This is a genomic window from Mycobacterium pseudokansasii (assembly GCF_900566075.1).
In the GTDB taxonomy this organism is placed as follows: domain Bacteria; phylum Actinomycetota; class Actinomycetes; order Mycobacteriales; family Mycobacteriaceae; genus Mycobacterium; species Mycobacterium pseudokansasii.
On record NZ_UPHU01000001.1, the window covers coordinates 2,093,754 to 2,117,984 of the forward strand.

19 protein-coding genes are annotated in these 24,231 nt (G+C 66.6%); 15 read left to right on the forward strand and 4 right to left on the reverse strand.

Annotation, left to right across the window (positions count from 1 at the left end):
• Nucleotides 1-7: 7 nt before the first annotated feature.
• The 4 genes from EET10_RS09510 (at nucleotide 8) to EET10_RS09525 (ending at nucleotide 3,619) form a co-directional block, all read left to right on the forward strand.
• A complete protein-coding gene (locus EET10_RS09510) occupies nucleotides 8-910 on the forward strand; it encodes a phosphatidate cytidylyltransferase (protein ID WP_036407138.1) in 903 nt (300 codons plus the stop codon).
• Nucleotides 911-950: 40 nt separating this feature from the next.
• Nucleotides 951-2,045, forward strand: coding sequence for a dual-specificity RNA methyltransferase RlmN (rlmN, locus tag EET10_RS09515; protein ID WP_063468047.1), 1,095 nt, complete (start codon nucleotides 951-953; stop codon nucleotides 2,043-2,045).
• Between the two features lie 70 nt (nucleotides 2,046-2,115).
• A complete protein-coding gene (dsbE, locus tag EET10_RS09520) occupies nucleotides 2,116-2,637 on the forward strand; it encodes a disulfide bond-forming protein DsbE (RefSeq protein WP_036407177.1) in 522 nt (173 codons plus the stop codon).
• Nucleotides 2,638-2,641: 4 nt separating this feature from the next.
• Nucleotides 2,642-3,619, forward strand: a complete 978-nt coding sequence (locus tag EET10_RS09525) for a cytochrome c biogenesis CcdA family protein (RefSeq protein ID WP_423793621.1) — start codon at nucleotides 2,642-2,644, stop codon at nucleotides 3,617-3,619.
• Here EET10_RS09525 and EET10_RS09530 read toward each other — a convergent pair.
• The 3 genes from EET10_RS09530 to EET10_RS09540 form a co-directional block, all read right to left on the reverse strand.
• A complete protein-coding gene (locus tag EET10_RS09530; RefSeq protein ID WP_063468046.1) occupies nucleotides 3,514-3,768 on the reverse strand; it encodes a DUF2631 domain-containing protein in 255 nt (84 codons plus the stop codon). The two genes, EET10_RS09525 and EET10_RS09530, sit on opposite strands and share 106 nt — an antisense overlap.
• A 139-nt stretch (nucleotides 3,769-3,907) precedes the next feature.
• Nucleotides 3,908-4,339, reverse strand: coding sequence for a type II toxin-antitoxin system VapC family toxin (locus EET10_RS09535; RefSeq protein WP_036407141.1), 432 nt, complete (start codon nucleotides 4,337-4,339; stop codon nucleotides 3,908-3,910).
• Nucleotides 4,326-4,583, reverse strand: coding sequence for a ribbon-helix-helix domain-containing protein (locus EET10_RS09540; RefSeq protein WP_036407142.1), 258 nt, complete (start codon nucleotides 4,581-4,583; stop codon nucleotides 4,326-4,328). Before EET10_RS09540 ends, EET10_RS09535 begins: the two co-directional genes overlap by 14 nt.
• A gap of 139 nt (nucleotides 4,584-4,722) precedes the next feature.
• On the opposite strand from EET10_RS09540, the gene dxr reads away from it, so the two are divergent.
• From dxr to EET10_RS09565, 5 genes are all read left to right on the forward strand, one after another.
• Nucleotides 4,723-5,931 (forward strand): 1-deoxy-D-xylulose-5-phosphate reductoisomerase, encoded by a 1,209-nt coding sequence (gene dxr, locus EET10_RS09545; RefSeq protein WP_036407145.1) that lies wholly within the window; start codon nucleotides 4,723-4,725, stop codon nucleotides 5,929-5,931.
• Between the two features lie 19 nt (nucleotides 5,932-5,950).
• Complete coding sequence (locus EET10_RS09550) at nucleotides 5,951-7,165, forward strand: M50 family metallopeptidase (protein ID WP_063468044.1); 1,215 nt, start codon at nucleotides 5,951-5,953, stop codon at nucleotides 7,163-7,165.
• 36 nt (nucleotides 7,166-7,201) lie between these two features.
• On the forward strand, nucleotides 7,202-8,368 hold the full coding sequence (gene ispG / locus EET10_RS09555) for a flavodoxin-dependent (E)-4-hydroxy-3-methylbut-2-enyl-diphosphate synthase (protein WP_036407148.1): 1,167 nt from the start codon (nucleotides 7,202-7,204) through the stop codon (nucleotides 8,366-8,368).
• A gap of 52 nt (nucleotides 8,369-8,420) precedes the next feature.
• Nucleotides 8,421-9,278, forward strand: coding sequence for a GNAT family N-acetyltransferase (locus EET10_RS09560; RefSeq protein ID WP_036407150.1), 858 nt, complete (start codon nucleotides 8,421-8,423; stop codon nucleotides 9,276-9,278).
• Between the two features lie 142 nt (nucleotides 9,279-9,420).
• Nucleotides 9,421-11,232, forward strand: coding sequence for a penicillin-binding transpeptidase domain-containing protein (locus EET10_RS09565; RefSeq protein WP_122502098.1), 1,812 nt, complete (start codon nucleotides 9,421-9,423; stop codon nucleotides 11,230-11,232).
• Between the two features lie 36 nt (nucleotides 11,233-11,268).
• On the opposite strand, the gene EET10_RS09570 is transcribed toward EET10_RS09565, so the two are convergent.
• Entirely contained in the window at nucleotides 11,269-12,663 is a 1,395-nt protein-coding gene (locus tag EET10_RS09570; RefSeq protein ID WP_122502769.1) for a PE family protein, read from the reverse strand.
• Nucleotides 12,664-12,889: 226 nt separating this feature from the next.
• On the opposite strand from EET10_RS09570, the gene EET10_RS09575 reads away from it, so the two are divergent.
• From EET10_RS09575 to EET10_RS09595, 6 genes are all read left to right on the forward strand, one after another.
• Nucleotides 12,890-13,474 (forward strand): DUF1707 SHOCT-like domain-containing protein, encoded by a 585-nt coding sequence (locus EET10_RS09575; RefSeq protein WP_122502099.1) that lies wholly within the window; start codon nucleotides 12,890-12,892, stop codon nucleotides 13,472-13,474.
• Nucleotides 13,475-13,737: 263 nt separating this feature from the next.
• Complete coding sequence (locus tag EET10_RS30740) at nucleotides 13,738-14,013, forward strand: helix-turn-helix domain-containing protein (RefSeq protein WP_244602008.1); 276 nt, start codon at nucleotides 13,738-13,740, stop codon at nucleotides 14,011-14,013.
• Between the two features lie 4 nt (nucleotides 14,014-14,017).
• The gene (locus EET10_RS09580) at nucleotides 14,018-14,890 is read left to right on the forward strand and encodes an IS630 family transposase (protein WP_246013626.1); all 873 of its coding nucleotides are present in this window, start codon (nucleotides 14,018-14,020) and stop codon (nucleotides 14,888-14,890) included.
• Nucleotides 14,891-14,944: 54 nt separating this feature from the next.
• Entirely contained in the window at nucleotides 14,945-15,802 is an 858-nt protein-coding gene (gene map, locus EET10_RS09585) for a type I methionyl aminopeptidase (RefSeq protein WP_122502100.1), read from the forward strand.
• 79 nt (nucleotides 15,803-15,881) lie between these two features.
• Complete coding sequence (locus EET10_RS09590; RefSeq protein WP_036407183.1) at nucleotides 15,882-17,384, forward strand: cobyric acid synthase; 1,503 nt, start codon at nucleotides 15,882-15,884, stop codon at nucleotides 17,382-17,384.
• 236 nt (nucleotides 17,385-17,620) lie between these two features.
• Complete coding sequence (locus tag EET10_RS09595) at nucleotides 17,621-24,199, forward strand: PPE family protein (RefSeq protein ID WP_122502101.1); 6,579 nt, start codon at nucleotides 17,621-17,623, stop codon at nucleotides 24,197-24,199.
• The last annotated feature ends 32 nt before the right edge of the window (nucleotides 24,200-24,231 follow it).

Genomic DNA, 24,231 nt, shown 5'->3' on the forward strand with positions numbered 1-24,231 from the left:
CAGATCCGTGGCAACCACCGATGCCAGCACCGGCACCCCGGCCGACGATCCGCCGCACGGGCCGAAGAAGACCTCCCGGGCCGGACGCGACCTGCCCGCGGCCATCGCGGTGGGCTCGGGTATCGGCGCGGTCCTCGTGGCGACGCTGCTGCTCGCTCCGCGTGGCTGGGTCGCAATCTGCGCGCTGGCCATGGCCGTCGCCAGCCATGAGGTGGTGCGGCGACTACGTGGAGCCGGGTATCTGATCCCGGTGATCCCGTTGCTGCTCGGCGGGCAGGTGACAGTCTGGCTGAGCTGGCCCTACGGCGCTCGAGGCGTGCTGGCGGGCTTCGGCGCCACGGTTGTGGTCTGCATGATTTGGCGGCTGTTCATGCAGGACAAGCGGTCGTACGGCGAGGCCGGCGCCGACCGGGCCGAGTCGGGGAATTACTTGCGCGACACCTCGGCCACCGTTTTCCTGGCCGCTTGGGTCGTGCTGTTCGGTTCCTTTGCCGCGCTGCTGGTCTACCACGGCGCCGGGTGGGTGTTCTGCATGATGATCGCGGTCATCGCGTCCGACGTCGGTGGTTATGCGGTCGGGGTGCTGTTCGGCAAGCATCCGATGGTTCCGGCGATCAGCCCGAAGAAGTCCTGGGAGGGATTCGCCGGTTCGATGGTCTGCGGTATCACCGCGACAACCATCACCGCGACCTATCTGGCCGGCAAGACACCGTGGGTGGGGGCGCTGCTGGGCGTACTTTTCGTGCTCACCACTACCCTGGGCGACCTGGTCGAGTCGCAGGTGAAGCGCGACCTCGGGATCAAGGACATGGGGCGGCTGCTGCCCGGCCATGGCGGTCTGATGGACCGGCTCGACGGTGTCCTGCCGTCCGCGGTGGCGGCTTGGATAGTGCTGACGCTGCTGCCCTAACCTGCCCTAGCCTGCCCGGCAGGTCAATACTGGACACATCATGGTCGGTGAGCTGATGTTCGAGGCGCCGCGCCGCGGCATGCCACCGCGGCACCTCGCCGATCTCGACGCGGCCGGCCGCGAGTCCGCTGTCGCCGAACTGGGCCTGCCGGCGTTTCGGGCCAAGCAGCTCGCGCACCATTACTTCGGCCGCCTGATCGCCGACCCGCGCCAGATGACCGACCTGCCTGCGGCCGTTCGCGACGTGATCGCCGCGGCGATGTTCCCGACTCTGCTGACGGCGGTGCGCGACGTCGCCTGCGACGCCGGCCAGACTCGAAAGACGTTGTGGCGGGCCGTCGACGGGGCCACCGTCGAGTCGGTGCTGATGCGTTATCCGCAACGCAATACCGTGTGCATCTCGTCGCAGGCCGGTTGCGGCATGGCCTGTCCGTTCTGTGCCACCGGCCAGGGCGGTCTGACCCGCAATCTGTCGACGGCAGAGATCGTCGAACAGGTGCGGGCCGCCGCCGCGGCCATGCGGGACGACTTCGGTGATCGGCTGTCCAACGTGGTCTTCATGGGCATGGGAGAGCCGCTGGCCAACTATTCGCGGGTGCTGGCCGCCGTGCGGCGCATCACCGAGCCGCCGCCGCGCGGTTTCGGCATCTCGGCCCGCTCGGTGACGGTGTCGACGGTGGGTCTGGCCCCGGCGATCCGCAAGCTCGCCGACGAACGGCTCGGCGTGACGCTGGCGCTGTCGTTGCATGCGCCCGATGACGAGCTGCGGGACACGCTGGTCCCGGTGAACAACCGCTGGAAAGTCGACGAGGCCCTTGGTGCCGCCCGCTACTACGCCGAGGTCACCGGCCGTCGGGTGTCCGTGGAATACGCATTGATTCGTGACGTCAACGACCAACGGTGGCGGGCCGACCTGCTGGGCCGGCGGCTGCATCGCGCGCTGGGGCCGCTGGTCCATGTCAACCTCATCCCGCTGAACCCGACACCGGGTAGTGACTGGGATGCCAGCCCCAAGCCGGTGGAGCGTGATTTCGTCAAGCATGTTCGTGCGCAAGGGGTTTCGTGTACTGTCCGCGACACTCGCGGCCGGGAGATCAGCGCCGCCTGCGGACAGCTGGCCGCCGGAGGCGGGTAGCTGGAGCGGGATGAACCGCGGCACGGGGTATTACGTGATCAGGGCAAAAAGTCTGCAGGAGGGGTTTGCCATGATTGTTCGCCTACCGTCCCCGGCCAAAGCTTTCGTCGCGGGCGTTGCCGCCGTGACAAGTGCGGTTGTCCTGTTGTTCGGCGTCGCCGGTGCGCCGCGGGCGATGGCTGCCGATGATCGCCTGAATTTCACCGCAACCACTCTCAACGGCGCTCCGTTCAACGGGGCCGGCCTGCAGGGCAAGCCGGCCGTGTTGTGGTTCTGGACGCCCTGGTGCCCGTTCTGCAACGCCGAGGCGCCCAGTGTCAGTCACGTAGCGGCCACCAATCCAAACGTCACGTTCGTCGGCATTGCAGCGCACTCCGACGTCGGCGCGATGCAGGGCTTCGTCGCCAAGTACGGCCTGAACTTCACCAACCTCAATGACGCCGACGGTTCGATCTGGGCTCGCTACAACGTTCCCTGGCAGCCGGCGTGGGTGTTCTACCGCGCGGATGGCTCGTCGACCTTTGTCAACAACCCGACGTCGGCTATGTCCGAGCAAGACCTCGCCGGACGGGTGGCCGCGCTGGCTTCCTGACCTCATGGACGACCTTGTGGACCAGGGTTTCGTCGGTCTGGCCTTCGCCGCTGGGCTGGTGGCCGCGCTGAACCCGTGTGGGTTTGCCATGTTGCCCGCCTACCTGCTCTTGGTGGTGCGCGGGCTGCATCCCGCAGAACGTGGGGGATTGCCGGCGCTGCTACGAGCGCTGGCGGCCACCGTGGGAATGGCGCTCGGCTTCACAACGGTGTTCGGGTTGTTCGGTGCCCTGACCATCTCGGCGGCCACGACGGTGCAGCGCTACCTGCCCTATGCGACGGTTCTGATCGGGATTGTCCTTGTCGCCCTGGGGGTTTGGCTGCTGGCGGGTCGCGAGTTGACGGCGTTGACGCCCCGGCGGTTCGGCTCGCGATGGGCACCGACGGCCCGGCTGGGATCCACATACGGCTACGGCGTCAGCTATGCGACGGCCTCGCTGTCGTGCACCATCGGCCCGTTCCTGGCGGTCACCGGGGCTGGGTTTCGGGGTGGTTCGATCGCGGGCAGCATCGCAATCTACCTGGCTTACATTGCCGGTCTCACCCTGGTCGTCGGCGTGCTTGCGGTGGGTGTAGCGGCCGCGAGTTCGGCGCTGGCCGACCGCATCCGGCGGGTCCTGCCGTTGGTCAACCGGATCAGCGGCGCGCTGTTGGTACTGACCGGACTGTACGTGGGTTACTACGGTCTCTATGAGCTGCGCCTGTTCGCGGGCGCCGGGGTGAACCCCCGGGACAGGGTGATTGCCGCCGCCGGCCGGCTCCAAGGGGTCCTCGCCGGCTGGGTGCACGAACATGGCGCCTGGCCGTGGGTTGCGGCGTTGGCCATGTTGACGCTCGGCGGGCTTGCCGGGGCCTGGTATCGCCGGGCGCGGGCGTTCTACCTGAGCCAGCCGCGCCGGCGGCCCCACAGGTCGCGCACCATCACCACGAGCACCAGTGCGGCAAACCCGATCAGGAACCAGTCCTCGACATGGCCGACGTGATTGCCGCGCAGCATCGCCAGCAGGAATACGAATATGCCCAGCCCGACGATATGCCAGGTGCGGTGGTTGATCCTGCTCCAGCCCCACTTCGCGGACGGCACCTCGGCCGGGTCAACGCCGGTGTACTGCTCCACCTCGGTACTTACCACGGCGACTCCTCCGGTTCGGGTTTGGCTTCTGGCATCGGATCGGCGGTTTCCGACATTTTGACACACGCCGGATCAGCCAGGAGTCACCTGCCGAGTGACCAACCGCGGCCACGTGCACGTCGTCGCTCACAGATGTCGCTCACATATCCAGCGGATGACGCCACCGCAGCCGGCGAAAGCGGGCGAAGCCGCGGTCGGCGCTCACCCAGGTCGCGTTGTTCTCCAGGGCGTAGGCGGCCAGATACGCGTCGGCGATGTCGTTGCCACTCGCATCGATATCGGCGGCGAGCTGCCGGAATAGCATCCAGTGCCGCTCGCCGGGGCCAAGCCGCACCGCGGCGGGTGCCGCGAGCAGGGCATCGACCGCCTGCCATGCGTCGGGCCGCCTGATCGGTTCGACGAAGATGCGGCGGTTGGTCACCACCCGGACGAAGCCGGCGAGCACGCTGTCCGGCAGACCGAGCGGCTCGTCGTCGTTGGCCAGCCGCTCGAGCACATCCCGGTAGTTCGGGTGTTCACGCAGGTCGGCTCGATGGGCATAGACGAGAACGTTGACGTCAACGCAAAGCATCGACCGACACGCCCTCGTCCATCGCCTCCGCGACCGCGGCGCTGGACGACAGATCCACACCGGGCCGAAGCCCGCCGCTGCCGGTCGGCTGGACCCGATAGCGGGCGGTCGCCGGCTGCTCAGGCGGATTGAGACCACGCCGCACCGCGTCCTCGAGAACTGCGGCGACAGTGCGCCCGGAGCGAGCGGCCCTTGCCTTGACCTCGCGGTAGAGCTCGTCGTCGATCCGGATCGTGGTGCGCATGATGTCATCTTAGCATCAGGCTATGACATCAAGATGTTATCCGCTGATGCTAGTGGCCCCGACTCGACGATCACCATGGGTGTGGCGACGACGGGAGAGTTTGGCGGCACAATGATGAGGTGACAAACCCGAGGATGAGGTGACAAACCCGACCGACGGGCACGACGGCAGCCGCTTGCGTGTCCTGGTGCTGGGCAGCACCGGTTCGATCGGCACGCAGGCGCTGGAGGTCATCGCCGCTCACCCGAACCGCTTCGAGGTGGTGGGGTTGGCCGCCGGCGGCAAGAATCTCGACACGCTGCTGCGCCAACGCGCCGAGACCGGGGTGACCAATATCGCCATCGCCGACGATGAAGCGGCGCAGGCTGTTGGTGACGTTCCTTTCCACGGACCCGATGCCGTCACCAGGCTGATCGAGGAAACCGAAGCCGACGTCGTGCTCAACGCGTTGGTCGGTGCGTTGGGCCTGCGGCCGACGCTGGCGGCACTGGAATCCGGTGCCCGGCTGGCCCTGGCCAACAAGGAATCGCTGGTGGCCGGTGGCCCCCTGGTGCTGCGCGCCGCGCGGCCCGGCCAGATCGTGCCGGTGGACTCCGAGCATTCCGCGCTGGCCCAATGCCTGCGCGGCGGCACCCCGGACGAAGTGGCCAAACTGGTGCTCACCGCCTCCGGCGGGCCGTTCCGGGGCTGGGCTGCGGCCGACCTTGAGAGCGTCACCCCGAAGCAGGCCGGCGCACATCCCACCTGGTCCATGGGCCCGATGAACACGCTCAATTCGGCCTCGCTGGTCAACAAGGGCCTGGAGCTGATCGAAACGCACCTGTTGTTCGGCATTCCTTATGACCGCATCGACGTGGTGGTGCACCCGCAGTCGATCATTCATTCCATGGTCACCTTCATCGACGGCTCGACGATTGCCCAGGCCAGCCCGCCGGATATGAAACTGCCCATTTCGTTGGCGCTGGGCTGGCCGCGCCGGGTACCCGGCGCGGCCACCTGCTGCGACTTCGGTCACCCGCAGACCTGGGAGTTCGAACCGCTGGACAGCGACGTTTTCCCCGCGGTAGAACTGGCCCGGCACGCCGGCCAAACCGGCGGCTGCATGACCGCCGTCTACAACGCTGCCAACGAAGAAGCGGCCGAAGCGTTCCTTTCCGGCCGCATCGGCTTCCCGGCCATCGTCGGGACCATCGCCGACGTGCTCCACGATGCCGACCAATGGGCGCTTCCACCCGCTACCGTGGATGACGTACTCGACGCGCAGCGCTGGGCGCGGGAACGGGCGCGGCGCGCGGTTGCCAGAGCAAGGTCGGCCGGTGCCTGCGAAAAGGTCTCCGGAAAGGCGTGAGAAAGGTCCATACAGCCTGATGATGTTCGTTATCGGCATTGTGCTGTTCGCGCTCGCCATCCTGATCTCGGTGGCGTTGCATGAATGCGGCCACATGTGGGCAGCGCGCGCCACCGGGATGAAGGTGCGTCGCTATTTCGTCGGCTTCGGACCCACCCTGTGGTCGACGCGCCGCGGTGAAACCGAATACGGCATCAAGGCGATTCCGGCGGGCGGTTTCTGCGACATCGCCGGCATGACCCCGGTCGAGGAACTCGCTCCCGACGAACGTGACCGTGCGATGTACCGGCAGGCGACCTGGAAGCGGGTCGCGGTGCTGTTCGCCGGCCCGGGGATGAACTTCGTCATCTGCCTGATGCTGATCTATGCGATTGCGGTGATCTGGGGCCTGCCCAACCTGCATCCGCCAACGCGGGCCGTGATCGGCGAAACCGGCTGCGTCGCAGCCGAAACCAGTCAGGGCAAGCTCGAGCAGTGCGTCGGGCCCGGCCCCGCGGCCCTGGCGGGGCTGCGCGCCGGCGACGTCGTCGTCAAGGTCGGTGACACCCCGGTGTCCACGTTCGACGAGATGGCCGCTGCGGTACGCGCGATGCACGGCACCGTTCCGGTCGTCGTCGAGCGCAACGGCGCCACCATCACCGCCAACGTCACCATCGAATCCACCCGTCGCTGGTTGCCCACCGGGCAGAGTGGTCAAGTCCAGCCCGCCACCGTCGGCGCCATCGGGGTCGGAGCCCTGCGTCCCGGTCCCACCCATTACGGCGTGTTGTCCGCGATTCCGGCTACTTTCGCGTTCGCCGGCGACCTGACCATCGAGGTGGGCAAGGCACTGGCTGCCATCCCGACCAAGGTCGGCGCGCTGGTCCATGCCATCGGTGGCGGGCAGCGTGACCCCGAGACTCCGATGAGCGTGGTAGGCGCCAGCATCATCGGCGGCGACACCGTCGACCACGGGCTGTGGGTGGCGTTCTGGTTCTTCCTGGCGCAGTTGAACCTCATCCTGGGCGCTATCAACCTGCTGCCGTTACTGCCGTTCGACGGTGGTCATATCGCCGTCGCGGTATTCGAGAAGATCCGCAATACGATTCGGGCCGCTCGCGGCAAGGTGGCCGCGGCGCCGGTGAACTATCTCAAACTCATGCCGGCCACCTACGTGGTCCTGTTCTTCGTTGTCGGATACATGCTGTTGACCGTCACCGCTGATTTGGTCAACCCGATCCGGCTTTTCCAGTAACCAACCTAGTAACCAACCTAGAGAGAAGGACCGACAGTGACCGTTGGCCTGGGCCTGCCGCACCCTCCGGCGCCCACGCTTTCCCCTCGGCGCATCACCCGTCAGCTGATGGTCGGTGATGTCGGCGTCGGCAGCGACCATCCGATTTCGGTGCAGTCGATGTGCACCACCAAAACCCACGACGTCAACTCGACCTTGCAGCAGATCGCGGAATTGACTGCGGCCGGCTGCGACATCGTCCGGGTGGCCTGCCCGCGTCAGGAGGACGCCGACGCACTGGCCGAGATCGCCCGGCACAGCCAGATCCCGGTGATCGCCGACATCCACTTCCAGCCGAAATACATCTTCGCCGCCATCGACGCGGGGTGCGCGGCTGTTCGAGTTAACCCGGGGAACATCAAGGAATTCGACGGCCGGGTCGGCGAGGTCGCCAAGGCCGCCGGTGACGCGGGCATTCCGATCCGGATCGGCGTCAACGCCGGCTCGCTGGACAAGCGGTTCCTGCAGAAGTACGGCAAGGCCACGCCGGAGGCGCTGGTCGAGTCGGCGCTGTGGGAGGCCTCGCTGTTCGAGGAGCACGGCTTCGGCGACATCAAGATCAGCGTCAAGCACAACGATCCGGTGGTGATGGTCCGCGCCTACGAGTTGCTGGCCGCGCAGTGCGACTACCCGCTGCACCTCGGCGTCACCGAAGCCGGTCCCGCCTTCCAGGGCACCATCAAATCCGCGGTCGCCTTCGGGGCGCTGTTGTCCAAGGGCATCGGCGACACCATCCGGGTGTCGTTGTCGGCCCCGCCGGTCGAGGAAGTCAAGGTCGGCAATCAGATCCTCGAATCGCTGAACCTACGACCACGGACGCTGGAGATCGTGTCCTGCCCGTCGTGCGGTCGCGCCCAGGTCGACGTCTACACCTTGGCCAACGAGGTGACCGCGGGTCTCGAAGGGCTGGACGTGCCACTGCGGGTGGCCGTGATGGGCTGTGTCGTCAATGGTCCCGGGGAAGCGCGCGAGGCCGACTTGGGCGTTGCTTCCGGAAACGGCAAGGGACAGATCTTCGTTCGGGGAGAAGTGATCAAGACCGTGCCCGAATCACAGATCGTCGAGACCTTGATCGACGAGGCGATGCGGCTCGCCGCCGAAATGGAACCTGACACCGATCCGGGCACGACATCGAGCGGTTCGCCAATTGTGACCGTAAGCTGATAGACGCCAGACCCCGTTCTGGCTTCGGTTGGCACCACAGAGAGTTCTTCAGATGTCGGCTCCGCCCATCATGCGCCTGGTCGGCGAGCGACGGGTGGCTGTGGTGCGTGATGCGGCCGCGGTGTGGCGGGTGCTCGACGAAAACCCGGTCGAATCGTGCATGGTCGCCGCGCGGGTCGCGGACTATGGCATCGAGCCGAATTCGATTGGCGGCGAATTGTGGACGCGACGCGGTGGCGTGGCGGAGTCGTTGTGCTTCGCCGGGGCCAACCTCATTCCGCTGCGCGGCGGGCTGATCGATCTGAACGCGTTCGCTGACGAGGCCAAGAGCACAGCGCGGCGCTGTTCGTCGCTGGTCGGCCGGGCCGACCTCGTGTTGCCGATGTGGCAGCGGCTCGAGTCAACCTGGGGTCCCGCGCGTGACGTGCGCGACCATCAACCGCTGATGGCGATCAACACCCACCCCAGTTGTGCGATCGATCCCGAGGTGCGGCAGGTACGGCCGGAGGAACTGGATGCCTACCTGGTGGCGGCCGTGGACATGTTCATCGGTGAAGTCGGCATCGACCCGCGCATGGGCGACGGCGGCCGCGGCTACCGTCGCCGGGTGGCCAGCCTCATCGCGGCCGGGCGGGCCTGGGCCCGTTTCGAGCATGGCGAGGTGGTTTTCAAAGCCGAGGTGGGATCGCAGTCGCCATCCGTCGGGCAGATCCAGGGGGTGTGGGTTCACCCGGAACGGCGCGGCCTGGGTCTGGGCACTGCGGGCACCGCGACGGTGGCCGCGGTGATCGTCGGCAGCGGACGCATCGCGAGCCTGTACGTGAACAGCTTCAACACGGTCGCCCGCGCCGCCTACACGCGAGTCGGGTTCCGGGAAGTGGGCACCTTCGCCACGGTGCTGCTCGACTGAGCCGATGCTGCGGGTGTAACGCGGCGACGAAAACCTGGCCCGACTCGCGCCTTGGCGTCACATACGCGGCCTGGCTCAATAACGGTGGGGTCTCGGTGTGTCTGCGCGGCCGCTGCGGTCAGCCTTCTTAACATCAGTCTCGATGGTAACTCGCATAACGTTAGCCTCAGTTTTCGCAAGTGTTCTGGTCGCGGTCGCTGTACTGCCGGGGTGTACTCCTCGGCCCGAAGGCCCTGGACCGGCCGCCGAGAAGTTCTTCGCCGCGTTGGCCATCGGCGACACCGCTACCGCGGCCCAACTCACCGACAATCCCAACGAAGCCCGCGAAGCGCTCAACGCCGCCTGGGCCGGACTGCAAGCCACCCACCTGGATGCGCAGCTCCTCAGCTCGAAATACGCCGAGGATATGGGCACCGTCGCGTATCGCTTCACCTGGCATTTGCCCAAGAACCGGACCTGGAGTTACGACGGCCAGCTGAAGATGGCCCGCGACGAGGGGCAGTGGGAGGTCCGCTGGGTGACTACCGGGCTGCATCCGAAACTCGGTGAGCACCAGACCTTTTCGCTACGGTCCGATCCACCCAGACGGGCCTCGGTGAACGAACTCGGCGGTACCGATGTGCTGGCGCCGGGCTACCTGTACCACTACTCGCTGGACGCGACTGCGGCCGGTGCCGACCTCATCGGCACCGCACACGCGGTCGTGGACGCGCTGCACCCGTTCAATGACACGCTCAACGACCCGCAGCTGCTCGCCGAGCAGGCCAGCTCGTCGACCCAGCCGCTGGACCTCGGGGTCACGCTGCGCGCCGACGACAGCAACCGGGTCTTCGGCGCGATCGGCCAGCTGCCCGGCGTCGTGGTGACACCGCAGGCCGACCTCCTGCCCACGGACGACCATTTCGCACCGGTCGTCATGACCGAGGTGAAAAAGGCCGTGATCGACCAGCTCGACGGGCAAGCGGGCTGGCGGGTGGTCAGCGTCAACCAGAACGGCGTCGACGTCGCGGTGCTGCAGGAAGTCGAGCCGTCGCCGGCGCCGTCGATCACGATCACCTTGGACCGGACCGTGCAGAACGCCGCCCAGCGCGCGGTGGACGCCCGCGGCGGCAAGGCGATGATCGTGGTGATCAAGCCGTCGACCGGCGAGATTCTGGCCATCGCACAGAATCCGGGCGCCGACGCCGACGGCCCGATCGCCACCACCGGCCTGTACCCGCCGGGGTCGACGTTCAAGATGATCACCGCCGGCGCGGCCGTCGAGCGTGATATGGCCACCCCCAACACCATGTTGGGCTGCCCGGGCCACCTCGATATCGGACACCGCACCATTCCCAACTACGGTGGCTTCGATCTGGGTGTGGTGCCGTTGTCGCGGGCGTTTGCCAGTTCGTGCAACACCACATTCGCCGAACTGAGCAGTAAATTGCCGCCGCGCGGCCTGACCCAGGCGGCCAGTCGCTACGGGATCGGCCTGGACTATCGGGTGGAAGGCATCACCACGGTGACCGGTTCGGTGCCGCCGACGGTCGACCTGGCCGAGCGCACCGAGGACGGGTTCGGTCAGGGCCGGGTCCTGGCCAGCCCCTTTGGCATGGCATTGGTGGCGGCCACGGTGGCGGCGGGCAGGACGCCGGTGCCGCAGCTGATCGTCGGCCGGCCGACGGCGGTCGAGGGGGACGGCACGCCGATCAGCCCGAAGATGATCGACGCGCTGCGCCCGATGATGCGGCTGGTGGTGACCAATGGCACCGCCAAGGAGATCGCCGGCTGCGGTGAGATTTTCGGAAAGACCGGTGAAGCCGAATTCCCGGGCGGTTCGCATTCCTGGTTCGCGGGGTATCGCGGGGATCTGGCGTTTGCGTCGCTGATTGTCGGCGGCGGCAGTTCGGAGTACGCGGTGCGGATGACCAAAATGATGTTCGACATCCTGCCGCCCGGTTACCTGGCCTAACCGCGGCCTAGCCGGTCCTGTTTGCCGGCTCAGCGGCTATAAGCCGTTCTGGCCGAAAATCAGCCCGCCGGCGCCGCCCTCGCCCGACTTACCCGCAGGTACGCCACCGCCGCCGTTGCCGCCGTTGCCGCCGCTGCCCAGCAGCCAGGCGTCGCCGCCGTTGGCGCCGTCACCGCCGGGACTGAGCCCGTCGACCGACTCGCCGCCGGCGCCGCCGGCGCCGCCGTCGCCGATCAGCCCGGCCTTGCCGCCGGGGCCGCCGGGGCCGGCGCTTCCGCCGGCGGCGTGCGCGAAGCCGCCGCTTCCGCCCATCCCGCCGGACCCGAACATGATCGCGGCGTTCCCGCCGGCCCCGCCCACGCCTCCGGTGAAGTCGCCGGCGCCCCCGGCGCCGCCGGCACCCCCGTTGCCGAACAGGCCGATAGCATTGCCGCCCGCCCCGCCGTTTCCGCCCAGGGCGGCGCCTATGCCCGCCGGACCTCCGTCGCCCCCGGCTCCCCCGGATCCGAAGATCACCCCACCGGTACCGCCGGCGCCCCCGACCCCGCCGGCGTTGTGGCCGGCACCGCCGGCACCGCCAGTGCCACCGGAGCCGAACATCCCGCCGGCACCGCCGGCGCCTCCGGTCCCGCCCGTCTGGGCCAGCGACGCTCCGCCGGTGCCGCCGGCACCACCGGGACCGAACAATCCGCCGGCGCCGCCGGCGCCGCCGGCGCCGCTGTTGGCCGGGGAGCCGACCACTCCGAGCCCACCGGCACCGCCGGACCCGGCGGTGCCGAAGAGGCCGGCCGCTCCGCCGGCGCCGCCGGCACCTCCGTTGAGACCGAACCCACCGGTGCCGCCGGTCCCGCCGGTCCCGAACAGCCCGCCGGCTCCGCCGGTTCCGCCGTCACCGGCGATGACGGCTGCCGAGCCGCCACCGTTGCCGCCGTTGCCGCCGTTGCCGAACAACAGCCCGGCGGCCCCGCCGTTACCGCCCCGCTGGCCGACGGCCCCGGAGCCGCCGGCGCCCCCGTTGCCGACCAATATTCCGCCGTCTTGTCCGTTCGCCCCGGTGCCCGGGGCACCGGCGGTCCCGTTACCGATCAGCGGGCGGCCCAACAGGGTCAGCGTGGGCGCATTGATGACGTCGAGCAGATTCTGTTGGACGGTGGCGGCCTCAGCACCGGCGTACGCTGCGCCACCCGTCGTCAAGGCGCGGACGAATTGGTCGTGAAACATCGCCGCGTGGGCGCTGAGCGTCTGATAGGCGCGGGCGTGCGCGGAAAACAGGGCCGCAATGCCGGCCGACACCTCGTCGGCGCCCGCAGCCAACACCTCGAGGGTCGCGGGCGCGGCCGCCGCGTTGGCAGACGTGATCGTCGACCCGATGCCGGACACGCTCGAGGCTGTCGCAAAGATCGACTCCGGAGCGACGATCAGGTAGGACATGTGCACCTCGCGTTCGTGGCGATCCACAGATTCGCCGCACCCAAGCTTCTCCTGGCCCTCACCGGTAAGCCGAAGCCGCGACCGGTGGATCGTATCGCGATCGCGTTGGCGGGACCGGGTGTTTGCCGACGATGCAGCCGGTTCGCCGGGCCGCACCGGCCCGGTAACGGAGGTAAGTTGCGAGGGTGAGCAACGATCAGGACGAACAGGACGATCAGGAAAGGTCATGACGGACAGCGGTGGGGACATGGTGACGCTGCGGGTGTCGGACGCCGACCGGAACGGCACCATGCGGCGGTTGCACAACGCCGTCGCGCTCGGGCTGATCGATATCGACGAATTCGAGCAACGCTCGTCTCGCGTGTCCTTCGCGCGCACCCACAGCGAACTGGAGGGGCTGGTCTGCGACCTGCCCGGGCCCGGCGCGATCGTCACGTCCGCAGCCGACCGGGTGGAACTGCGTGGCTGGGCCGGGTCGTTGAAGCGCCATGGCGAATGGATGGTGCCCACCCGGCTGGCGCTGGTGCGCCGCCTGGGTTCGATCGATCTCGATCTCACCAAGGCCCGTTTCGCCGGGCCGGTGGTGGTCATCGAGCTCGACATGAAGTTCGGTTCACTGGACCTGCGGCTGCCCGACAGCGCCAGCGCTTCGATCGACGACGTCGAGGTTTATGTGGGCAGCGCCAGCGACCGCCGCAAAGACGCGTCGGCGGAGGGAACGCCGCATGTGGTGCTGACCGGCCGGATGGTCTGCGGTTCGGTGGTGATTCGGGGCCCACGCCGGGCGTTGTTGCGCCGACATCGGGCTTGACTCGCGCCGCGCCGGGGCCGCGTCACAGCAGCCGTCCTGTTCGGTGCGGCCCACCGGGGTCCCCGAGCCGGTGCCGGCACATCGAGGTGTCTGCCTGGGCGGCGGCCAATACGGCGCAACTGGACATCGCAGCGGTGGACGGCATTTGATGGCTCGTCGCGCCGGCACGACTAAGTGGTCGCTGACATAATTACAGTGACGTAATTCAGGTCCCACACTTCCGTACGGTTACGTGGCATGGTTCTCTCGACGAAGGGACCAACATGCCACGAACCAGTCCGTATCGCCTGACTCTCACCGATGCCGAGCGCACCGAGCTGAAGGCGCGGGCACGAAGATATACGTCACCGTATTCGGATGTCGTGCGGGCCAGGATCGTGCTCTACGCCGCCCAGGGGATGGGCAACGACGAGATCGCCGCACGCCTGGACACGCCCCGGCAGGTGGTGTCGAAGTGGCGTAAACGATTCTTTGACGAACGCCTCGCCGGGCTGACCGATTTGCCCCGGGGAGGACGACCCCCGAATTTTTCCCCCTGACGTGGTGGTCGCGATCAAGGCGCTGGCCTGCGAACTGCCGGCCAACACCGGCACGCCACTGGCCCGCTGGCATTGCCCCGACCTGGCCCGCGCGGCCGTCGAGCAAGGTATCGCCGCCTCGATCTCGGGCACCACGATCTGGCGCTGGCTCAGCGCCGATGCGATCAAACCCTGGCAGCACCGCTCCTGGATCTTTCCCCGCGACCCCGACTTCGGACCCAAGGCGGGCCGGGTGCTCGACCTCTACGCCCACCGCTTCGATGACACGCCGCTGCGCCCCGATGAGTACGTCATCTCCGCCGACGAGAAGACCTCCATCCAGGCCCGCATTCGCAAGCACCCCACCACACCCCCGGCACCCAGCCAGCCGGCGCGTGTCGAGGCGGAGTACTTCCGCGGCGGCTCCCTGGCCTACCTGGCAGCCTGGGACGTGCACCGCGCCAGAGTATTCGGCCGCTGCGAAGCCACCACCGGCATCGACCCCTTCGACCGGCTGGTCGACCAGGTCATGACCACTGAGCCCTATGCCACCGCGCGTCGAGTGTTCTGGGTCGTCGACAACGGCTCCTCTCACCGCGGACAGGCCAGCATCGAGCGGCTCCAGCATCGCTGGCCGAAACTGCACCTGATCCACCTGCCCGTGCACGCGTCCTGGCTCAATCAAGTGGAGATCTACTTCTCCGTCGTACAACGTAAAGTCCTCTCACCCAACGACTTCCACACACTCGATGAGGTCCAGGCCCGACTGCTCGACTTCCAGCAGTACTACGAACAGATCGCCACACCGTTCGAATGGAAGTTCACCAAAGACGATCTGAACGCCCTAGCCGAGCGCATCGCCGCCCACAAAGGCGCCGCCCTCACACCCGCCGCATAACGGACCCAACGAATACGTCACCGAAATTTCGCGCCAGACCACTAAGCTAGCGGGATGCCTGCTCGCACCGCGCTTTCTCCCGGCGTCTTGTCCCCGATGCGGCCGGTGCCCAAGTGGATCGCGCGCCCCGAATACGTCGGCAAGCCGACCGCCAAGGAGGGGACCGAACCGTGGGTGCAAACACCTGAGGTAATCGAGAAGATGCGCGTCGCCGGCCGGATCGCGGCCGGCGCCCTCGCCGAGGCCGGTAAGGCCGTTGCCCCGGAGGTATCCACCGACGAACTGGACCGGATCGCCCACGAGTACATGCTCGACAATGGCGCATATCCCTCGACGCTGGGCTACAAGGGATTCCCGAAGTCGTGCTGCACGTCGCTCAACGAGGTCATTTGTCACGGAATCCCCGACTCGACGGTGATCGCCGACGGTGACATCGTCAACATCGATGTCACCGCTTACTTCGATGGTGTGCACGGCGACACGAATGCGACCTTCCTGGCCGGCGACGTTGCCGAAGAACACCGCCTGCTGGTGGAGCGGACTCGCGAGGCGACGATGCGTGCGATCAACGCCGTCAAACCCGGGCGCGCGCTGTCGGTCATCGGACGGGTCATCGAATCCTACGCAAATCGGTTCGGCTACAACGTGGTTCGTGACTTCACCGGTCACGGCATCGGGACCACGTTCCACAACGGGTTGGTCGTGCTGCATTACGACCAGCCCGCGGTGGAAACGATCATGCAGCCGGGCATGACCTTCACCATCGAGCCGATGATCAACCTGGGCACTTTGGAATACGAGATTTGGGACGACGGCTGGACGGTGGTCACCAAGGACCGCAAGTGGACCGCGCAGTTCGAGCACACGCTGCTGGTCACCGACACCGGCGTCGAAATCCTCACGTTGTCGTGACTGTCTCACCGCGAGCAGTCGCAAAAGCCCCCTTTTCAGCGCGAAAATGGGGGCTTTTGCGACTGCTCGCTACAACTACGTGAGCGGGGCACTGCTGGTTGCCGGAACCAGTTCCGATGCCGGCAAGTCGGTGGTGGTGGCGGGCCTGTGCCGGTTGCTGGCCCGCGGCGGCGTGCGGGTGGCGCCATTCAAGGCGCAGAACATGTCCAACAATTCCGCCGTCGCCGTCGAAGGCGGCGAGATCGGCCGCGCCCAGGCCATCCAGGCTCGCGCCGCGGGTTTGGAGCCCAGCGTGCGGTTCAACCCCATCCTGCTCAAGCCGGGCAGTGACCGGACATCGCAACTCGTCATCCGGGGCAGAGTCGCCGATAGCGTCACGGCGGCCGGCTATCTGCAGCATCGCGATCGGCTAGCTGGTGTCGTGCTCGACGAATTAGCAAGTCTGCGGGCCGAGTTCGATGCAGTGATCTGCGAGGGAGCCGGATCTGCAGCCGAAACGAACTTGCGGGCAACGGATTTGGCAAATTTGGGGCTGGCGCGCGCGGCCAACCTGCCAGTGGTCGTAGTCGGCGACATCGACCGTGGAGGCTTGCTGGCCCATCTGTTCGGGACGGTCGCGGTGCTCGACCCCGACGACCAGGCACACATTGCGGGCTTCATTGTCAACAAGTTTCGCGGTGATCCTGCGCTGCTGGAGCCGGGGTTGCGGCAGCTGCTGGAGTCGACGGGCCGCCCCACCTATGGGGTGTTGCCCTACACCGACGAGCTGTGGCTCGACGCCGAGGACTCGCTGTCGGTGGTGGCGCACCGCGTCGTCGGCACGCCCGGGCCGCCCCGCGGCGACCAGTGGCTGCGGGTGGCGGCGGTGCGAGTGCCGCGGATCTCCAACTCCACCGATGTCGAGGCGCTGGCGTGTGAGCCCGGCGTGCTGGTGCGTTGGATCACCGACCCCGCGGACCTGGCCGACGCCGACCTGATCGTGCTGCCCGGCAGCAAGGCCACCATCGCCGACCTGTCGTGGCTGCGCGACCGTGGCCTGGCCGGCGTCATCGTCGATCACGCGCGGGCGGGCAGGCCGGTGCTGGGGATCTGCGGTGGCTTCCAAATGCTGTGCCGCAGAATCGAAGACACCGTTGAGTCCGGGGCCGGGGAGGTGGCCGGGCTGGGCTTGTTGGACGCCGACATCGTGTTCGCCGCGGACAAGAGGCTGCGGCGCTGGCAGTCGCCGTTGACCGGTTATGAGATCCATCACGGGCGGCTGGCCCGCTGCGCCGAGACGGGTTGGTTCGAAATCGACTCCGAGGCACAGGGCGTGCGATGCGGCGCGGTTTTCGGCACCCACTGGCACGGCCTGCTCGACAACGACGACTTCCGTCGCGCCTGGCTCACCCAGGTGGCCGCGGCCGCCGGCCGGAGCGGGTTCGTCATCGCCGACGGCGTCAACGTGGCGGCGCAACGCGACGCTCAGCTGGATCTGATGGCCGATCTGTTGGCGTCGCATATGGACGTCGAGTCGGTGCTCGGCCTGCTTGCTGGGCCGCCGCCGCAGCGGCCGTATCTGGTCAGCGAGCTGCGCGGTTAGGCAGGCGAAGTGGTCAGCAAGCCGGGTCGGTCGGCACGCTTGGTGCGCCATTTCCCGAAACGCAGATATCGTTCTCCCGTTTGCTGTAGCTTTCGGTGATCACGGCGATTGCCGGTGCTTGGTGCTTGGAGGCGCGCATGTTCGTGGCGGTGCGAGTCTTGATTGCCAGCACCGTGTTGGGGGTTTGCCACGTGTGGCCGCGCGGGTGAGGCGGCCCGGCTGAAAGAAGGCCCCTGATGAATTTCTCGGTGTTACCGCCGGAAGTCAACTCGGCACGAATGTTTTCTGGTGCCGGAGCCGGTCCGATGCTGGCTGCAGCGGTGGCCTGGGACGGGTTGGCGTTCGAATTGGCCGCGGCGGCAGCGGCTTTCGGTTCGGTGACGTCGGGACTGGCGAACAAATCGTGGCAGGGCGCCGCGGCGGCGGCGATGGCCGGCGCGGCCGCCCCCTATCTGGGTTGGCTCAATGCGGCGGCGTCGCAGGCCGAGGAGGCCGCGGGCCAGGCCCGCGTCGCAGCCGGTGCGTTCGAGGCGGCCAAGGCCGCGACGGTACATCCGGCTGCGTTGGTGGCCAACCGGGGTCGACTGCTGTCGCTGGTGTTCTCAAATCTGTTCGGGCAGAACGCCCCGGCGATCGCGGCCGCCGAGGCCGACTACGAGCGGATGTGGGCCCAGGATGCGGCGGCCATGTCGGACTACTATTCCGGGGTCTCGGCCGCCGTCGGCCGACTGACGCCGTGGCAACGTTCGCTGCACAACCTGGCCGGCCCGCTACGCGGCCTTCTCGGCGGCCCCGGACGCGCCCCGGCGACCAGTGCTGACGCTGCCGCCGTCACCACGAAGGCCGCCTCTTCCGGCGCTACCGTGATGACCGGCAATTCCGCCCAGGCCGTCAGCCCGGCCGGCGATGCGGCCTCAGCACGCGCGGTCGGCGTGAATGCTGCTGCGCCGCTGGCACTTTCAGGAATCGGCAACCAGGGCAGCGGAAACACCGGCAACGGCAACATCGGCAACAACAACTCTGGCAGCGGCAACCAGGGCAGCGGTAACCAGGGCAGCGGTAACCAGGGCAGCGGCAACATCGGCAGCGGCAACCAGGGCAGCGGTAACGAGGGCAGCGGAAATATCGGCGACAACAACCCGGGAAGCGGCAACCAGGGCAACGGCAACCGGGGCGACGGCAACATCGGCGCCAACAACGTCGGTAGCGGTAACACCGGCAGCGGCAACCAGGGCAGCGGTAACCAGGGCAGCGGCAACACCGGCGACGGCAACCGCGGCAGCAACAATCCGGGCAGCGGCAACACCGGCAACTTCAACTCCGGTGACGGCAACCGCGGCAACGGGAACCAGGGCGACGGCAACGTCGGCGCCAACAACGTCGGTAGCGGCAACACCGGTGACGGTAACGGCGGCAACGGTAATCAGGGCACCGGTAACGCCGGCGACGGCAACCGCGGCGACAACAACGTGGGCAGTGGCAATACGGGCAACAACAACGACGGTGACGGCAACGTCGGCAGCAACAACACCGGCGACGGCAACAACAACAGCGCCAACCCGGCCGTCGGCAACCCGGGCGACGGCAACATCGGCAGTGGCAACTCCGGCGACGGGAACAAGGGCGACAACAACTCCGGCAACGGAAACCTGGGCAACGCAAATATCGGCCACGGCAACAAGGGCAACAGCAACTCCGGCGACGGAAACCTGGGGCTGGGCAACAGCGGAGACGGCAACAAGGGCAACAGCAACTCCGGTGACGGCAATCTCGGCACCGGCAACACCGGCAACGCCAACAACGGCGACACCAATTCCGGCAATGGCAACCTGGGCAGCACCAACGTCGGTGACGGCAACAAGGGCGACACGAACACCGGCGACGGCAACCTGGGCAACACCAACGTCGGCGACGGCAACAAGGGCAACAACAACCGCGGCACCGGCAACGTAGGCAGCGGAAATACCGGTGACGGCAACAAAGGTGACACCAACTCCGGCTTCGGCAATGCAGGCAACAACAACACCGGCGACGGCAACCTCGGCAGCGGCAACTCCGGCTTCGGCAACAAGGGCGATAACAACCAAGGCAACGGAAATACCGGCAACAACAACACCGGCAACGGAAACTTCGGCGACACCAATTCCGGCCTGGGCAACCGCGGCAACAACAACACCGGCGACGGCAACTTCGGCAGCGGCAATTCGGGCTACGGCAACAAGGGCGACAGCAACCAGGGTTCGGGAAATCTGGGCAACGGCAACATCGGCAGCGGCAATATCGGTAACACGAACACCGGTAACGGCAACATCGGCAGCGGCAACTCGGGTAGCGGCAACCGCGGTATCGGATTAGGGACCGGCGACAACAATCAGGGCAGCGGGAACCAGGGCAGCGGCAACACGGGCAACGGCAATATCGGCAACAACAATTCTGGCAGCGGCAACCGCGGTAGCGGACTCTTGGGAACCGGCGACAACAACCAGGGCAGCGGTAACCAGGGCAGCGGCAACGTCGGCCACGGCAATATCGGCAACAACAATTCGGGCAGCGGCAACACCGGGACCGGCAACTCCGGCAGCGGTAACTTCGGCAGCACCAACCAGGGCGCCGGTAACTACGGCACCGGAAATTCCGGGCAGGGAAACCGGGGTGACGGAAATAGCGGCAGCGGCAACCTCGGCAACAACAATCCCGGCATGGGTAACATCGGAAACGCCAATCAGGGCGGCGGAAACAATGGCGTCAACAACATCGGCTGGGGCAACACCGGAAACAACAACGTCGGGTTCGGCAACAGCGGTAACAACAACTTCGGGCTGGGGCTCACCGGCGACAACCAGGTGGGTATCGGCGGTCTGAACTCGGGCTGGTTCAACCTCGGTCTCGGCAACTCCGGAAACTTCAACATCGGGTTCGGCAACTCGGGCAGCGGAAACATCGGCTTCGGGAATTCGGGCAACTACAACATCGGTTTCGGCAACGCGGGCGACGGTAACACCGGCTGGTGGAACTCCGGCACCGGGAACACGCTGGCGTCGAACTCCGGCAACTACAGCACCGGTTTCTGGAACTCCGGCAACTTCAACACCGGATTATGGAATTCGGGTAACAGCAACACCGGTCTGTACAACTCGGGCCACACGAACACCGGGCTGTTCAACTCGGGCAGCACCAACACCGGGCTGTTCAACTCGGGTAGCACCAACACCGGCCTGTACAACTCCGGCAGCACGAACACCGGCAACTTCAACTCGGGTGGCACGAACACCGGCAGCTACAACTCGGGTGGCACCAACACCGGCAGCTACAACGCCGGCGGCACCAACACCGGTGACTACAACGCCGGCGGGACAAACACCGGTGACTACAACGCCGGTGGCACCAACACCGGCCACCACAACGCCGGGGGCACCAACTACGGCAATTACAACGCCGGTGGGACGAACACGGGCAATTACAACGCCGGTAGCACCAATAGCGGCAATTACAACTCGGGTGGCACCAACTACGGTGACTACAACTCGGGTGGCACCAACACCGGCAGCTACAACTCCGGTGGCACCAACACGGGTCTGTATAACTCCGGTGGTACCAATACCGGCAACTACAACTCGGGTGGCACCAACACCGGCAACTACAACTCGGGTGGCACCAACACTGGGAACTACAACTCGGGCAATACCAACACCGGCGACCTCAACTCGGGCAATACCAACACCGGCAACCAGAACTCCGGCAATACCAACACCGGCAATCAAAACTCCGGCAACACCAATACCGGTAACCTCAACTCCGGCAATACCAATACCGGTAACCTCAACTCCGGCAATACCAACACCGGCAACCTGAACTCCGGGAATACCAATACCTACGGGGACGCAAGTCGCCCCGACGGATACAACTCGGGCAACACCAACACCGGCAGCTACAACTCCGGCAATACCAACACTGGCAACCTGAACTCGGGTAACACCAACACCGGCAACCTGAACTCGGGTAACACCAACACCGGCAACCTGAACTCCGGGAATACCAACACCTACGGCGATGCCAGCAGGCCGGACGGGTACAACTCGGGCAACACCAACACCGGCAACTACAACTCGGGCAACACCAACACCGGCAGCTACAACTCGGGCAACACCAACACCGGCAACCACAACTCGGGTAGGACCAACACGGGCAACTTCAATTCAGGCAACACCAACACCTATGGTGATCTCAGCAGGCCGGACGGGTACAACTCGGGCAACACCAATACCGGCAGTTACAACTCGGGCAACACCAACACCGGCAACTACAACTCGGGCTTCACCGACACCGGCGACCGCAACTCGGGCAACACCAACACCGGCAACCGCAATTCCGGCAACACCAACACCGGCGACAGGAATTCGGGCTTCACCAACACCGGTAATGCGAACTCCGGCAACACCAACCGATTCGACTTCAACTCCGGTAACACCAACACCGGCAACAACAACTCCGGATTCACCAACACCGGCGACGGGAACTCGGGCCGCACCAACACCGGCAACACCAACGCCGGCAACACCAACACCGGCAACGGCAACAGTGGGAACACCAACAGCGGCAGCAACAACTCGGGGGCCACCAATACCGGCAACGGAAACCGGGGCAACACCAATACCGGCAGCTACAATTCCGGGTTCACCAACACCGGCGACGGAAACAGCGGTAGCACCAACACCGGAAACAACAACTCGGGCAGCACCAACACGGGCGACGGAAACACCGGCGACACCAACACCGGCAACAATAATTCCGGGAATCTCAACACCGGTAACAACAATTCGGGCAACTACAACATCGGCGACGGCAACAGCGGCGACGGCCCCCTGGTGCTGGCTTCGGGTACGGGCAACCTCGCGGGTTCGTCCGGCTTGAACAACCTATCGTTCGGTTCATCGGGTCAGGACAACAATGGCCTGGGCGGGGGGTGGTCCGGCTCGAACAACGGTGGCGCGGGCGGCGGGAACTCGGGGTCCGACAACGGTGGTGTGGGCGGCGGAAACTCGGGGTCCGACAACGGTGGTGCCGGCAGTTCGGGCAATTCCGGCAATAACAACGGCGGCTTCGCCAACGGCGGAAACTCTGGCGACCACAACAACAGCCCCGGCGGCGGAAACTCCGGTTCCGGCAATAACGTTGCCGGCGGTGGGAATTCGGGCTCCAACAACAGCGGCGCGGGCGGAGGCAACTCGGGTTCCAACAACAGCGGTGTCGGCGGCGGCAACGCCGGTAGTAACAACTCCGGCAGCAATGGAAGCTCCGGCGTAGGGAACTCGGCGGCCGGCGGGAACTCCGGCTTCGGCAACAGCGGCAGCGCCGGTCAATCCGGCACCGGCAACAGCGGCGGCGCCGGAAACTCGGGCACCAGCAACAACGGGTCCTCCGGAAGTTCGGGGTACAACAACGGTGGGGCCGGAGGTAACTCCGGTAACGGCAACTCCGGCAGCGCGGGGAACTCGGGCAGCGGCAACTCCGGAAGTGCCGGCAACTCCGGCCAGAACAACAGCGGCAGCGCGGGCAACTCGGGCAGCAACAACACCGGAGTCACCTTCGGAAGCTCCGGCTCCGGCAATTTCGCGGCCGGCGGCAATTCGGGCACCGGCAATTCGGGCAGCGGGGGCAACTCAGGCAGCGGCAACGCCGGCAGCGCGGGCAACTCCGGCCAGAGCAACAGCGGCAGCGGCGGCAACTCGGGTGCCAACAACACCGGGGCCACCTTCGGAAGCTCGGGCAGCAGTAACGCCGCGGCCGGGGGAAGTTCCGGCACCGGTAATAACGCCAGCGGCGGCAACTCGGGCTTCAACAACAACGGCAGCGGCGGGCAGTCCGGCACCGGAAACAACGGTGGCGCAGGGACTTCGGGCTCCAATAACAACGCCTCGGGAGGCAGCTCCGGCTCGGGCAACAACGGAACCGCCGGCAATTCGGGCCGGGACAACAACGGCAGCGGCGGCAACTCGGGCACCGGCAACAACGGCAGCGCGGGCAACTCGGGCAGCGACAACAACGCGGTGACGTTTGGCAGCTCGGGGACCGGCAACATCGCGGCGCAGGGCAGCTCGGGTTCGGGCAACTCGGGCACCGGGGGAGACTCGGGTAAAGACAACGCCGGAAGCGCGGGAAGTTCGGGCTTCAACAACAACGGGTCGGCCGGCAGCTCCGGCCGCAGCAACATCGGCGGCGGCAATGCCGGTACCGGCAACATCGGCTTCGGCAGCTCCGGCACGACCAACATCGGGGCCGGCAGTTCGGGCACCAACAACCCCGGCGCCGGCAATGCGGGCACCGGCAACATCGGCGCCGGCAGCTCGGGCACTAACAACCCGGGCGCGGGCAGCTCGGGCAACCAGAACCTGGGCTTCGGGAGTTCCGGAAGCTACAACCCCGGCGCGGGAAATTCCGGGACGCTCAACCCGGGCGCGGGCAGCTCGGGCCTGCTCAACATCTACGCCGGGGACTCGGGCTATCTGGCTTTCGGCTTGGGCAATTCGGGCTTGCTGACGCCGGGCGCGGGGAACTCGGGCCTGCTGACACCGGGTGCGGGAAACTCGGGTGGCCTGCTGGCCGGTTTCGGGAACTCCGGGGCGCTGAACCTGGGCGCCGGGGTTTCGGGACTACTGGACTTCGGTGCCACCAACTCCGGCCTGCTCAACTTCGGCACCCTGTTGTCCGGCGTCAAGAACCTCGGGATCTACACCTCCGGAACGGAGGACATCGGTTATGTGCCGCGCGCGCTCTACGTCGCCAACCTCATTTTCGGAGCGCTGACGAGTCTGTGAACAGGCTGCACGAGCGTCTGCAACCGGTGCCC